The 14,239-nt window shown below is 67.0% G+C and carries 10 protein-coding genes and 1 tRNA gene; 3 read left to right on the forward strand and 8 right to left on the reverse strand.

The window, feature by feature from the left end:
• Positions 1-7: 7 nt before the first annotated feature.
• Positions 8-1,033: a selenide, water dikinase SelD gene (selD, locus tag RM50_RS02665; protein ID WP_043449636.1), complete on the reverse strand. Its 1,026-nt coding sequence runs from the start codon at positions 1,031-1,033 to the stop codon at positions 8-10.
• 44 nt (positions 1,034-1,077) lie between these two features.
• Between selD and RM50_RS02670 the strand changes: the two genes are divergently transcribed.
• The 3 genes from RM50_RS02670 to selB all read left to right on the forward strand — a co-directional run bounded on the left by RM50_RS02670 (position 1,078) and on the right by selB (position 4,337).
• Positions 1,078-1,172, forward strand: a tRNA-Sec gene (locus tag RM50_RS02670).
• A gap of 36 nt (positions 1,173-1,208) precedes the next feature.
• Positions 1,209-2,540, forward strand: coding sequence for an L-seryl-tRNA(Sec) selenium transferase (gene selA, locus RM50_RS02675; protein ID WP_043449638.1), 1,332 nt, complete (start codon positions 1,209-1,211; stop codon positions 2,538-2,540).
• A gap of 3 nt (positions 2,541-2,543) precedes the next feature.
• Positions 2,544-4,337 carry a selenocysteine-specific translation elongation factor gene (gene selB / locus RM50_RS02680; protein WP_043449639.1) on the forward strand — a complete coding sequence of 598 codons (1,794 nt, stop codon included), beginning with the start codon at positions 2,544-2,546 and terminating at the stop codon, positions 4,335-4,337.
• Between the two features lie 382 nt (positions 4,338-4,719).
• Here the strand turns inward: selB and RM50_RS02685 are convergent, their stop codons facing one another.
• The 7 genes from RM50_RS02685 to nagB all read right to left on the reverse strand — a co-directional run bounded on the left by RM50_RS02685 (position 4,720) and on the right by nagB (position 14,204).
• Positions 4,720-5,628 (reverse strand): GGDEF domain-containing response regulator, encoded by a 909-nt coding sequence (locus RM50_RS02685; protein ID WP_043449641.1) that lies wholly within the window; start codon positions 5,626-5,628, stop codon positions 4,720-4,722.
• Complete coding sequence (locus RM50_RS02690) at positions 5,625-8,981, reverse strand: hybrid sensor histidine kinase/response regulator (RefSeq protein ID WP_240471842.1); 3,357 nt, start codon at positions 8,979-8,981, stop codon at positions 5,625-5,627. Before RM50_RS02690 ends, RM50_RS02685 begins: the two co-directional genes overlap by 4 nt.
• 267 nt (positions 8,982-9,248) lie before the next feature.
• Positions 9,249-10,367: an ATP-binding response regulator gene (locus RM50_RS20295; RefSeq protein WP_082006946.1), complete on the reverse strand. Its 1,119-nt coding sequence runs from the start codon at positions 10,365-10,367 to the stop codon at positions 9,249-9,251.
• A gap of 301 nt (positions 10,368-10,668) precedes the next feature.
• Complete coding sequence (locus tag RM50_RS02700) at positions 10,669-11,169, reverse strand: DUF1772 domain-containing protein (protein WP_052259914.1); 501 nt, start codon at positions 11,167-11,169, stop codon at positions 10,669-10,671.
• A gap of 232 nt (positions 11,170-11,401) precedes the next feature.
• Positions 11,402-12,637, reverse strand: a complete 1,236-nt coding sequence (locus RM50_RS02705) for an N-acetylglucosamine-6-phosphate deacetylase (RefSeq protein ID WP_052259915.1) — start codon at positions 12,635-12,637, stop codon at positions 11,402-11,404.
• Positions 12,637-13,440, reverse strand: coding sequence for a copper homeostasis protein CutC (locus RM50_RS02710; protein WP_052259916.1), 804 nt, complete (start codon positions 13,438-13,440; stop codon positions 12,637-12,639). The genes RM50_RS02705 and RM50_RS02710 overlap by 1 nt, the downstream gene beginning before the upstream one ends.
• A complete protein-coding gene (nagB, locus tag RM50_RS02715) occupies positions 13,425-14,204 on the reverse strand; it encodes a glucosamine-6-phosphate deaminase (RefSeq protein ID WP_043449642.1) in 780 nt (259 codons plus the stop codon). Before nagB ends, RM50_RS02710 begins: the two co-directional genes overlap by 16 nt.
• Positions 14,205-14,239 lie beyond the last annotated feature (35 nt).

Raw genomic sequence — 14,239 nt, forward strand, 5'->3', positions numbered from 1 at the left:
TCAGGCGTCAGCGGACCGCGATGCCGGAGCCGGCAATGGTGTGGCCAATGACGGGGTACCCGGGCAGCTCGCCGACCACCAGCAGGCCGCCGGAAGTCTGGGCGTCCGCCAGCAGCAACAGGTCGTCTTCGGTGACGCCGGACGAGGTATCAAGGTGTGGGCGCACCCAGTCGAGGTTCCGCCGCGTGCCGCCGGAGACAAAGCCGTCGCGGAGCGCCTCGGCAGCTCCGTCAATCACCGGTACAGCGTTCAGGTCGATCACTGCGCCGACGTCCGAGGCGCGGACCATTTTGTAGAGATGCCCCAGCAGGCCGAAACCGGTGACGTCAGTAGCTGCCCGGACCCCGGCGGCCACTGCTGCGTCGGAGGCATCGCGGTTCAGGCCCGCCATGGTCTCGATCGCCTCGGCGAAAACCTCGCCGGTTGTCTTGTGCCGGTTGTTCAGAAGCCCGACGCCGATCGGCTTGGTGAGCGTGATGGGCAACCCCGGCCGGGCGGCATCGTTGCGCAGCAACCGTTCCGGGTGCGCGACCCCCGTGACCGCCATGCCGTACTTCGGCTCCGGATCGTCGATGGAGTGGCCGCCGAGCACGGGGCAACCGGCCTCCGACGCCACGCTCAGCCCGCCGCGCAGGACCTCCGTCATCAGCTCCATCGGCAGGACGCCGCGGGGCCAGCCAACCAGGTTGATGGCCGTGACCGGCCTGCCGCCCATGGCGTAAATATCCGAGAGCGCATTGGCGGCAGCGATCCGGCCCCAGTCAAAGGCATCGTTGACGACCGGAGTGAAGAAATCGGCGGTCGTCAGAACCGCCAGGTCCTCCCGCACCAGGACGGCTGCCGCGTCGTCGCCGCTGTCCAGCCCAACCAGCACCTCTGCGCCCGGCTGGCCGATGAGGCCCCGGACGGCATCCTCGAGTTCGCCAGGCGGAATCTTGCAGGCGCAGCCTCCTCCATGGGCATAGTCGGTGAGCCGGACCGCGCCGACGGCGCCACGGTCAAGTTGCTGGACTGACGTCTGTGCCTCATTCACCCGCCTAGCGTACCCCCGGCACGCGACCTGCTATATTGATCCGCGGTGGCGTCCGGGTCCTGGTGGGCCCCCCGGTCTTCAAAACCGGTGCGGCTGAGCATCTCGGCCTGGCGGGTTCGATTCCCGTCCGCCACCGCCAACTTTCGGCAGTGGATGCCGCGATCTGAGGAGGCCTGTGGACCACGTCGATCCCCGGCGCCTGATTCCCCGCACGAACGACCTCCTGGCATTGCCGCCCGTCCGCGAAGCCCGGACACGGCTGAATGAGCGTGTGGTCCTGGGGCTGGTCCGGGACATCCAGGAGCAGGCCCGGCGCGGCGACCTGCCTCCCGGAGAGGTGGAGCCGGTCCTGCTGGCGGCCATCGCCGGGCGGAGGGCAACCACCCTGCGCCCGGTGTTGAACGCCACCGGCGTGATCGTCCACACGAACCTCGGGCGGGCGCCCCTTTCCGCTGCCGCGGTTGACGCTGTTGTCGCCGCCAGCGGCTACGTCGACGTGGAACTCGACCTGGCTGACGGAAACCGCTCCCGGCGGGGCGCCGGTGCCCGGGCGGCACTGCTCGCCGCCTGCCCCGCGGCTGAGGACGCCCTGGTGGTCAACAACGGAGCGGCGGCCCTGCTCCTGGCCACAACGGCTCTGGCCATTGGCCGGGAGGTGGTGGTCAGCCGCGGCGAACTCGTGGAGATCGGTGCCGGCTTCAGGCTCACCGACCTCATGGAATCGACGGGTGCGAGGCTCCACGAGGTGGGGACCACCAACCGGACCCACCTGCACGACTACGCCGGAGCCCTCGGACCCGATACCGGCTGCATCCTGAAAGTCCATCCGAGCAACTTCCGGGTGGACGGTTTCACGTCCGCTGTTCCGCTGCAGGAACTGGCCCCCCTGGCCCATGCACACGGGGTGTCGCTCGTGGCCGACCTTGGCAGCGGACTGCTGGCCCCCGACCCACACCTCCCTGACGAACCTGACGTTGCCACCGCCCTGGCGGCCGGGGCCGACGTCGTCATTGCCAGCGGCGACAAACTGCTGGGCGGGCCCCAGGCCGGCCTGTTGCTGGGCGGCAGGGAGGTCATCACCCGGCTGGCCCGCCACCCGCTTGCGCGGGCCGTGCGGGCCGACAAACTTGCCCTCGCCGCCCTGGAGGCGACCGTCGCGGGCGGAACGCCGCCGGTCGTGCAGGCGCTGCACGCCGACGCCGGGGACTTGCGGCGCCGCACGGACCGGCTGGCCCGGGAACTGGGCGTACCCGTCGTACCGCATGACGGCAGGGTGGGCGGCGGAGGCGCTCCCGGCTTTCCCCTGCCCGGGTGGGCGCTCAGGCTCCCCGAAGGACTGGCCCGGCCCCTGCGTACCGGCGATCCCGCCGTGCTGCCGCGCGTCCACGACGGTTCCTGCCTGCTCGATCTGCGCTGCGTGCCGGCAGACCAGGATGACCGGATTCTCGAGGCCGTCCGGCAGGCGCTGGCAACCCTCAAGTCTGCGGATGCAGGCAGGGCGGGCTGAGGCGTGCACGTCGTCGCCACGGCCGGACATGTGGATTCCGGCAAGAGCACCCTGGTCCGCGCCCTTACCGGCATGGAGCCGGACCGGTGGGAGGAAGAACGGCGCCGCGGGCTCACCATCGACCTCGGTTACGCCTGGACCACGTTGCCGTCCGGACAGGACGTTGCGTTCGTGGACGTCCCCGGCCACGAGCGTTTCCTGGGCAATATGCTTGCCGGCATCGGGCCGGCTCCGGTGGTCTGTTTCGTCGTCGCCGCTGACGAAGGCTGGCAGGCCCAGTCGAGCGACCACCGGGACGCCGTGGCGGCGCTGGGCATCGATCACGGCGTGGTGGTCCTCAGCCGCGCGGACCGGGCGTCCGGCCAACGGGTGGCGGACGTGCTGGCCCGGACCCGGGTGGAGCTGGCCGGGACCGGACTGCGCGACGCGCCGGCAGTTGCCGTGTCCGCCATCGACGGCACGGGCCTGGCTGACCTGCGTGCAGCGCTCGACGGCGTCCTGGCCGGTGTGCCGCATCCACCCACCGATGGGCGGGTCCGGCTGTGGGTGGACCGCTCGTTCACGATCACCGGTTCCGGAACGGTGGTGACTGGAACGCTGGCAGCAGGAACGGTCGTCCAGGGGGACCGGCTTACCCTGCTGGGCCACTCGGCTTCCCGGTCCGTCGTCGTCCGTGGACTGCAAAGCCGCGACACCTCGTACACCTCGGTGTCCCCCGTCAGCCGGGTGGCCTTGAACCTGCGTGACGTTGCCGCCACGGACATCCGGCGCGGGGACACCCTGCTGACCCCCGATGCCTGGCCTACCACCGCCGTCCTGGGCATCCAGCGGACCACCGGCGTCGCCTACACGGAGGTGCCGGAACAGCTCATGGTCCATGCCGGCACCGCGTCCGTGCCTGGCCGGCTGCGACCTTTCGGCGCCGACCACGCCCGGCTGGTCCTCGACAGGCACCTGCCCCTCGTCCCGGGGGACCGGCTGGTGCTGCGTAACCCCGGCAGCCGCTCCGTGCTGGGCGGGGCCCGCATCCTCGACGCCGACCCACCCGCCTTGCGGCGGCGCGGCGACGGCGCCCACTGGGCAGAACGGCTTGCCGGCATGGACCCGGCCGGGGACGTGCTGGGGGAGGTGGCAGCCCGCAAAGCAGTGCAGCTGGAGCATTTGCGGCGGCTGGGCCTGCTGTCCGGCCACCAGCCCCACGTGCCGCCTGGCGTGGAGGTCATCGATGACTGGTGGGTGCACGCTCCGGTCCTTGAGGCTTGGCAGCAGCAGCTCCGCAACTCAGTCCAGGAGCTGCAGGACCGCGACCCGTTGGCGCCCGGCCTGTCCATGGGGGCAGCCCGCGACCTGCTTCGCCTGCCCGACGAGAGGCTGCTTGCCCACATCATCAGCGCGGCAGGCCTCAAACAGGAGGCCGGCCACATCCGGCTGCCCGGCAGCCGGGGCCTTGGCCCCGTCGAACCGGCAATTGCCGAGCTGGAGCGCAGGCTCACGGCACATGCGTTCCAGGCCCCGGAATCCGAGGAGCTCGCCGCCCTGGGCCTGGGCGCCCGGGAGCTGGCCGCCGCCGAGCGCACCGGCCGCCTGCTGCGCCTGCGTGACGGCGTGGTGCTGCTGCCTACGGCGCCAGCCCTTGCCATGCGCACCCTCGCCGGCCTGGAACAGCCCTTCACCACCAGCGAGGCGCGCCAGGCCCTCGGAACAACGCGCCGGATCGCCGTACCACTCCTGGAGCACCTCGATTCGCGGGGATGGACCCAGCGGCTGGACGCCGGACACCGCAAAGTGGTGCGCTGACGTCCGGCGGATGACTCCTCCCTCCGCCCGTCGGTAAAAGCCTGCGTGACGCGCAGTGGATCGAGGAATCTTTCGGCGGGGATTGCGTCGAAGGGTGGCCGGCGATCTCCAGCGCGCGTCGCGTAGTTGGGCTCGCTGCGAGATGACGGAGGGAACCTGCGCGGTACGTTTCGTCACCAAACCCGCGGTACGCATGCTCGCGGGCGATGCTGAGCTCCTGGGTGAGGAGGTCTGCTGCATCTTCCGGCCGTCGATCGGCAACTGCGATCATGCCTTGAAGCGTGAGTGCATTTCGGCGGTGGTCCATGCGGCAGCTGTCAGCCCTGGTAGTCAGGAAATCAGGTGATGGCGGCCCGAGCTTGCCTCGTGACGCAAAGGCAATTCACGGTGCCAGGCCCACCCGGTTTCGGCCGGATGCCTTGGCGGTGTAGAGGGCCGTGTCGGCTTCACCCAGGACGATCGCGGCGTCAACGTGATGCCCGGGAGTGAAGGCTGAAATACCTGCGCTGAGTGTCAGGTGGCCGGTGGGGTCCCCGGTATGGGGGATCTTTAAGGCTTGGACGGCGTGAAGCGCCCGTTTCAGCATGTCTTTGGCTCCCTGTTTTGACTGTCTTGGCAGGACGAGGAGGAATTCCTCGCCGCCGTACCGGTAGACCCCGTCGCTGCTGCGTGCCACGGTCGCGAGGGCGGCCGCCACTGCCTGTAGAGCTTGGTCGCCTGCCGGGTGTCCGTAGATGTCGTTGTAGCTTTTGAAGTTGTCGACGTCGCACATGGCAAGGCAGTATCCCTCCTCGTACCGTTGGCTGCGGGCGTGCAGTTGTGTAAGGTCTTCGGTGAGCTTGAGCCTGTTGCTCAGGCCGGTCAGGGGATCGGTTCGCGCTTGCTGTAAGAGCATCTTCCGGTAGTGGGCCAGGTCGGCGTGCAGTGTGGTGACCCGCTTTGCCACCAGTAATCGGGTGTGCAGGACAAATGGGTCCAGCGGCTTGGTGACGTAGTCGTCCGCGCCGGCCTCAAGCCCGGCAAGGACGTCGTCCCGGGAGCCTTGCGAGGTCAGCAGCACTATGTAGGTGTACAGGTCCGCAGCCTGCGCCCGAATGGCGCGACACAGGGCAAGCCCGTCCAGCCCTGGCATCATCCAGTCCGTGACTACCACATCCGGCCGGTGCTCCAGAAAGATGGCCCACGCTTCGTCGCCGTCTTTCGCTGTAAGGCAGTCATAGCCGGAACGGTCGACGGTTGCCTTGGCTACCAGGAGCGAGCCCGGATCGTCATCTGCCACCAGGACGATCACGGTGCACCGTCCAGGACCTGAAGAAGTTCGATATTCACGTCCGCAAGTTCCGCTTCGAGGCGGCTCAGAAGTTGCAGGGCTCCGCCGGGTTCTCCGGTCGAGCCAAGAGCTTCAATCTCGCCGCACAGGGCTGCAGCGGTGGTGGCGCCGATATTGGCGGCGGCGCCCCTCAGTGCGTGGGCCGTGCGGGCCAGGGCCGGACCGTCATCGTCGTTGACCGCTTGATGCAGAGAGGCAATCCGCTCAAGTACATCCTTCCGGAAAGCTTCTGCCGCCGCGGGCAATAGGCCCATTCCGTCCGCAGGTCCGAGGTCCCGAAGAATGGCCAACCGGTTTCCGTCGAGCACCTGCCTGGGATGCCCGCTCGTCGTCGACGGCTGACCACCGGTGACGGCCAGCGGCTGCCCCGGCAGGAAGCGCGTGGCCTGATCGGGAACCCACCTGGCCAGGACTGCTTCGAGTTCAGCGGGGTCGACCGGTTTGGCGAGGTAATCGTCCATGCCGGCCGCGAGGCAGCGTTCCCGGTCCCCGTCAAGGGCGCCGGCAGTCATGGCGATGATCGGTAGCCGCTTGTTCCCGTCCTCCCGGCGCCGGATAATCCCGGTAGCCTCGAACCCGTCCATCACCGGCATATGGCAGTCCATCAGGACGGCGTCATACTGCATCTTTCCGACGGAGGCCACTGCTTCGGCGCCGTCGGCGACCACGTCCACCGCGAAGCCCAGCTTCGCAACAGTTGATCGGGCCACAAGCTGGTTGACTTCATTGTCTTCGACGACGAGGAGGCGGCCGCGGGCGAGCCCCCGGTTGGAGGAGCCGGAGGCGGCCCGCTCACGCAATGCCGCGTTGGTCATGGCCGTGAGCCTCTCCGCTGGGGGGCGTCGGGCACTGGTGGACATCAAGCGGATCAGGCGGTTGTAGAACTCGGAGCTGCGGACTGGTTTCATCAGCCATTCCCGCACCCCTGCGTCGAGAATTTCTGAACCCTTGACCTGCATGGTCGAGGTCAGCATGATCAGTTCAATGCTGGCCAGGACCGGATCAGCTTTGATGGCCCGGGCCAATTCCAGACCGTTGGTTCCAGGCATGCACAGATCCAGGACCGCAAGGTCGTAGGGTTCTCCCCGCTGTGCCGCTTCGCGGGTGCGGGCCAGGGCCGTCCTGGCGTCCGGTACGGCGTCAGGTTTCAGCCGCCAGCTACGCAGCTGCGACTCCAGTACCAGCCGGTTGGTGGCGTTGTCGTCCACCACCAGTGCACGCATGCCGGTGAGGAAATCGGCGGTCGGCAGGGGATCGGTGGACGGCGGTGCCACGGGCAACGGAATACGGAACCAGAAGGTGCTGCCCTCACCGGGCACGCTTCTCATTCCGATCTCACCGGTCATCGCAGCGGTCAAGCGGTTGCAAATTGCCAGTCCCAGGCCGGTGCCCCCATAACGGCGGGTGGTCGAAGCGTCGGCCTGGGAAAATGATTCGAACAAGCGTGCGTGCTGTGTCGGTTCGATGCCGATTCCTGTGTCCCGGACTTCGAAGCAGACCATGGCAGTTGATTCGGGCGTGGCATCCCGCGTTTCGGTCTTTATCCGGATGGCCACTTCTCCTGCGGCCGTGAACTTCACAGCATTGGACGCCAGATTCAACAGGATCTGCCGGATCCGGCCTGAATCTCCGACCAGTCGGCTGGGAAGGTCAGGCTCGCAGTAGGCAATCAGCTCCAACCGCTTGGCTTGTGCCGGTTCTGCCAGCAGGCCCGCGACTTCCTCCACCAGGAGCCGGGGATCGAAGGGACGCAGGTCCAGTTCAACTTTGCCTGCCTCGAGTTTGGAAAAATCCAGGATGTCATTGATCAAGGCCAGCAGTGCCTCGCCGGCCCCTTTAACCCCTTCGGCGTATTGCTTCTGTGTTTCATCCAGGGGGGTGTCGAGCAGAAGTGCAGTCAGTCCGACAACGCCATTCATCGGCGTACGGATTTCATGGCTCATGGTCGCCAGGAATTCGGACTTGAGCCTGCTTGCTTCCAGCGCGGCTGTCCTCGCTGCCTTCAACTCGTTTTCGGCCGCCCGGGGGAGAGTGATGTCGCGTGCGATGACGGCGATCCCACGCAGGTTCCCGTCTTTTTGGATCGGCGAGACCGTCACTGACACCGGAATGACCGTCCCGTCCTTCCGTACGTGTTCGGTTTCAAAGTTCATCGCGTCAAGGCTTTCCCGGAGCCGCTGGAGCGTCTCCTCGGTCCCGTCGGAACCCCCCTGGGGTAGAAGGATTCGTATGTCGCGGCCGATGGCCTCCGCGGCAGGGTAGCCGTACTGCCGCTCTGCTCCCGGATTCCAGCTCGTGATGATGCCCTCGGAGGTGGTGCTCATGATGGCATCCGTGGAGGAATTCACAATCGCGCCCAAACCCTCCAGATCCGCGGTCCGGGCGGCTACTTCCTGTTCCAGGCCGGTGGTCAGAGTGATGTTCTGAACGACGATCAACACCTGGCGGATCAGGATGAGGACCACCGTCGTCCTGGCCACCACCAGCAGGAAGGTACCTAGTTCCTGGACATGCGGCCCGGCAACGACAACCAGGGCCACCAGGATGGGGGCGTAGGGGAGCAGTTCCAGGGCCAGCGCGAATGCCTTTCGCTCGGGCTGCGGCTTTTGTGCGTAAGGGACCATTGGTGCAAGCGCAATCAGGAGGAAGGCGCCGATCCACCCCAGTGCCAGTGGCGAGCCTGTGACGCCCGTGACGCCATCGAAGGTGAGTCTGATGTAAGTGCTGTCCGTGATGGTCAGGGCGAGCAGTCCGCTGCCGAAACATAGCCAGGGGAGGCGTTCTCCCGGCTGCCGGCGCATGGCGAGGACCAGCACCAGTGATGTCATGACAACGTCTACAACGGGATAGGCCGCGCTGACGAGCACGGTCAGGAAGTCGCCGTCAGAGCTTAATGCCGGCCCGAGTGCCGTGTACCAGCTGATCGCCAGGACCGAGCCCGCGATCACCGAAGCGTCAAGAGCTGCCCTGAACCAGCCCACCTTGGTGGTCCTGTCGGGCCGCTTGAAGCTGAACAGCGCGGCGGCGGCAGGTACGGAGTACGCGAGGAACAGGGCGTCGGCGATGGAGGGAAACGGGTATTGGTTGTTGTTGGTGAGACCGAAGAATGTCCAGATCCCCTGGCCAGCAGCCCACGTAAAGGCGGCCACCGACAGGAGAGACCACGCCTGCGCATTCTCACCGCGCCGGGCGGCGCGGCTACAGCTGATACCGGCCGTCAGGGCGGCAGCAAGGATGAGGAAGTCACCCGTCACCCTCGCCTGCGCCGTTCCGTTGTTCCAAGAGAAATACAGCGCCAGCACCCCAAGCAGCACGGCAGCTAATACAACGAGCCAAGTGAGAGAGGCCCCGCGTCCGCCGATTCGCCGTCGCGGTCCGAGGAGATAGTTCTGAGACACGTGCAGCCCTCCCAATAAAGCGCCTCTCACCCGCAGGAACTGAGACCCGGGCCGCCCGAAAGGTGGGCGCAGACGCACACTCAAAATATAGCTCTGGACCAGACCGGGCGCGTCATGTGCTTGGAGCTTTGTCGTTCAGGCATAGCCAACAGCGCTTATCCCATTGGCAGCGGATGCAGACTCCTATGTCTCCGGCTCACCGAGAAAAAGGCTCACGGTCGTTCCTTCCCCCTGATCACCTGAAATCTCCAGATGCCCCCCGTGGGCTGCTGCGATGCGGGCACACGTTGCCAACCCCAACCCGGAGCCGGGCGGATCCCCCTCCCGGTGCAGACGCACGAGCGGCTCCACCACACGGCTGCGGTCCCCTGCGGTGATCCCCTTACCGTTATCCACCACCTGCACCACAACACCGGCATTGTTTCGCTGTCCCTGGACACGAATCATCGGAGGAACTCCGGAACGGGCATAGGCGACAGCGTTTTGAATCAGGTTTTGCAGCGCTGTGCGCATCTGTGCCTCGTCAGCATCGAAGACAAAGTCCTCACACTCAAGGACCGCGCCCGCTTCACCTAACGTGGGGCTTATGTCAACGGTGACGTCTTCCACCAACTTAGTCAGCGATAGCGGCTTCTTCTCCAAAGAACCACCGATGGAGGCGAATGCGAGAAGTTCCTCAACCATGGACAGCATTCTGCGGGCGCTCGATCCCACTATTTCCAGATACCCCGAGCTCTCTGTTGGATGAGGCGCCGGATCCATGGATGCCAATTCCATGTATCCAAGGATTGTAGTTAAGGGGGTGCGGAGGTCGTGGCTCACCCTTCCAGTGAAGGCAGCCAGCCTCTCATTACTGGCTGTTGCGGCACCCAAGGCGTCAGCGAGGTCGGCGTGCAAGGCTGTCACTCGTTGCGCGGCGAGGAGGCGGGTATGCAGGAGGAAAGGATCCAGGGGTTTGGTGACATAATCATCGGCTCCAGCCTCCATGCCGGCGAGGACATCTTCCCGGGAACCGTGGGAGGTCACGAGCACCACATACGTATAAGCGTCGCCTTCTGCCGCGCGGATGGCGCGGCAGAGACTAAGCCCATCCATGCCTGGCATCTGCAGGTCCGTAACTACCACGTGCGGGCGTCCCCTCTGGTAAAGGTCCCACCCGATATCGCCGTTGGCAGCGGTGAGGCATTCGTGCCCGGATTGTTCCACGGCAGCCTGGGCGACCAGTAAGGATCCGGGATCATCGTCGACGACAAGCACCTTTAGACAATTCCCAGGTCGGCCCACGCGCCCTCCCAATTTCATGCGGACAATGTGTGCAGCGGGACTGCCACATCATTCCAACAACCGGCACCACGCGCATCAGAAACATTGACTACAGCTGTCATACCGGCCCCCGGCCTTGTCGATAACGGCGGCAGCACAGCGCCGACCTGCCTGAGTCTAGCCGCCCTGCCTGATGGAGGTCAGTCGGAGAAGCTGACACCAAGATCAGACTTACGCCCGGCCGGGGCCAAGCCGGGTCGGAGACCAGCTGCCCGCTTCCGCTGTACGGACAGAGACAAGCAAAATGACGCGCCTGTCAGCGACGTTCGGGGGCATACCTTCAGCGGTTGGTGAGCCTTATGGTGCGGGCGTGGTGGATCGCTGCGAGGGCCGCGGCGCTGGCGGCCAGCCTGACTGCATGGAAGCGATACCAGCGCGCCAGGAGAGGGCGGCGTTGGTCCTGGCTGAGCGGCTGCGGGCTGAAGAACAGCCTCGTGTTCAGGTATCGAAGGATGTAGACCGTAGCAGCGGCGCCTACGGCTGAACTGGCTGCGCCCACCAACAGCGCGGCCCTGCTGCGCGGATTGTTCCAGCCGGCTACCAGCGCACCGATAGCTGCCGGTGCATTGACCGGCGCGACAGGTGCGTAGTAGCGGCCGGGGCTGCCCGTTCCAAAGGGGGCCCGGGAGAGTTCACGGCTGGCCTCCGTTGCCGCCACTCGGTCAGGGACTTTGACCAATGCCTCATAGAGGTTTCCGAAAAACCAGTGCGCGTGGGTGAATTCGGCGACATCCAGAAGCCGATCGGCGATAAGTTCCCGGCGAAGTTGAAAGGTCCTCATGCCCACAAATCTACGCTTCAGGGGCGCCCGGGGTGCCCGGAGGCCGGAACCTGGTCACGGGGCCAGCTTGGCGCCCCACTCCTGGGGCGAAACAAGCCGGTCCGTCGGGAGAATTCCCAGCAACGTCCTTCCGGGTCCTCGACCGTGCAGTGCGAAGCCCCTGAATGCAATTGGCTTGTCGCATCTTCGACCTCCCTGGCGGAGTCTTCCGGGCAGCCTCGCGGGCCGGCGCTCAAAAGGGTTCGTGCTCCAATTGGCTGGCGCTTTCTGCACCCGGCGCGCTGACCCGTTCACCCCTGCGCAGCACTGCTGCCAGGTTCAGGTCCCCGTCAAGGACGACGACATCGGCCTGCATTCCAGGGCGCAGGTCACCCGTCCGCGCGGAGAGGCCCAGCAAGGATGCCGGGACAGCCGAAGCGGAAGTGACCGCATCCCGGAGTGGAACCCCCGCAGCCACGCAGCAGCGCACGACATCCAGCAGCGTGCTGGTTCCCCCGGCAATGGCGCCGCTGGAGTCAACCCGGGCCACGCCGCCGCTGACCGTGACGGCGAGGGATCCCAGCCGGTACTGTCCGTCCTCCAGTCCGGTCGCCGCCATCGAATCGGTCACCAGGGCGATGTTCTGCGGCCCCACGAGGTCGAACACCAACTTCACGGTTTCCGCCGCCAGATGCACGCCATCGGCTATCAGTTCCACCACCGCCGTTCCTGCCCGGGCCGCGCTGAGGCTCGCCGAGACCGGTCCGGGAGAGCGGTGGTGCAGCGGGGGCATGGCATTGAAAAGGTGGGTGACACTCGGCCTGCGCTTACCGCCGGGTTTTCCTGCCGATTCCAGGCCCAACACCCCCCGCTCCAGGAACGCAGCCGCCGTCGTATTGTCCGCAGCGGTGTGGCCGAGGGAGGGGACGATGCCGCGGGCCGCAAGCTGCCCAACGAGTTCGGCGGCCCCGGGCAGTTCGGCCGCCAGGGTCATGGAGGCCAGGGTTGGTCCCGCCGCTGCCAGCAGGCGGGCCACGAGCTCCTGGTCGGGTTCCAGGAGCAAGGCGGGATCGTGCGCGCCGCACTGCTGGTCCGAAAGGAAGGGACCTTCCAGGTGCGACCCGGCAATCAGCCCCAGGCCCGTCAGCTCCCGCAGCACCCGAAGGTTCCTGACCAGGTCGTCGGGCTTTCCCGTCACCAGGCTGGCGACCAACGTGGTGGTTCCACGGCTGTGCAGGTAGCGTGCCGCCCGTTCAGCGCCCCCTGGATCACCTTCGGAGAAATCCGAACCGCAGGCACCGTGGCAATGCACATCCACCAGGCCGGGCACCAGGACCTGTCCGGCCGGTGCCGCCGGCGGCAGTTCCCCGGGGAATTCCCGGGCAGGGCCGGCGAAGGTGACCAGTCCGCCGTCGGCCGCCACCACTCCGTCCCCGATGTCCATCGACGCGGTGACGATCCGGCCGCGAAGAACCAGTCCAGTGCCCATCAAGATACAGTCCTTCGTTCATCGATGTCCTTCGCAGCCACGGCGGCAGCCATGCGCGCGGCCAGGTCAGGGTCCGCAGCGGCGCGCCGGACCCCGGAATCCCCGGCCTTCAGCTGCCCGAGCCGCGCCGAGGTGTGCACGGCATGGACTCCGGCGTCCAGGAGCGACGGTACCAGTGCCAGGGTGACGCCCCCGCCGGCCATGACCTGGACCGAAGGGGCACTCCGTCGCCCCTCCTGCACGATCCTGCCCAGCATCTCCAGCCCCGCGGCGCAGTCCGCGCCGCCACCGCTGGTCAGAACCCGGTCCACGCCAGCCTGCTGCAGCCGGGAGAGGGCCTCGGCCGGCTCCACGCCGGCCGCCAGGGCCGCGTCGAACGCCCGGTGGAACGTCACTTCCGCGTCCGGACGCACTGCCCGGGCCGTGGCCACGATGCGCTGCATCGCCGCAACGTCCGGGCCGCCGTCGGCGCCAAGCACGCCAACCACCACGCCCGCAGCCCCTGCGCGCAGTGCCGCCACGGCATCCCGCTCGATCACTTCGAGCTGGTCGGTGGCGTAGACAAAGTTGCCGGGCCGGGGACGCACCAGGACATGGACCGGGAGGCCGAGGCCGCACGCCTGCCCAATGGTGCCAATGCTTGGCGTGATGCCCCCGGTCTCCGCCAGGGCTGCGCACAGCTCGACGCGGGCCGCGGCCACGGAAACTGCCAGCCGGACGCCGTCGGCATCTTCCACCGCCAGCTCAAGCTGCGGCACGGACCGGGCCACGGACAGGCGCCCGGAGCTCACAGTCCCTGCCATGCCGGCTTCCGGCCGAAGGTGTCCTGGTAGTACTCCCGGTGGGTAAGGCGGGAGGCCGCCGCCTCATCCACCAGCACGGATACGTGCGGGTGCAGCTGGAGGGCCGACGCCGGACAGATCGCCGCGACGGGACCTTCGACGGCGGCAGCCACAGCATCTGCCTTGGCCCCGCCCATCGCGAGCAGCAGCAGGTGCCTGGCCTCCCGAATGGTCCCCAGACCCTGGGTCAGCACGTGCTCCGGTACGTCCTCCGGTGCGTCAAAGAAGCGGGCGTTGTCCTGCCGCGTCTGCCGGGTGAGCGTCTTGATCCGCGTGCGGGAGGCCAGCGAGGACATGGGCTCATTGAAGCCCACATGGCCATCCGTCCCGATGCCGAGGATCTGGATATCCACCCCTCCCGCGGCCGCGATCCGGGCCTCGTAGGCGGTAGCTTCCGCCCGGGGGTCCGGGGCCAGGCCGTCCAGCCCGTGCACTGCGCCGGGGCCGAAATCAACGCTTGCCGTGAATTCCTCCCTGATGACCGAATGGTAGGACTGCGGATGGCCGGGCGGCAGGCCTACGTACTCGTCCAGCAGGAAGGCCTGCGCTGCAGCGAAGCTCAGCCCGCCGTTCCGGTGCCGGCGGATGAGTTCCTGGTATGTTCCCAGGGGAGTGGAGCCGGTGGCCAGCCCCAGGACGGACGGGCCGCGCCGGACCTGTTCCTCGATGGCGTCCGCGGCCGTGCGGGCTACGTCGTCAGGGGTGGGAAGGATGATGATTTCCATGCGGTGCGATGCTTTCGGCTGGAGGTTGCTGATGT

It is taken from the genome of Pseudarthrobacter phenanthrenivorans, assembly GCF_000813845.1.
Taxonomy (GTDB): Bacteria; Actinomycetota; Actinomycetes; order Actinomycetales; family Micrococcaceae; genus Arthrobacter; species Arthrobacter phenanthrenivorans_B.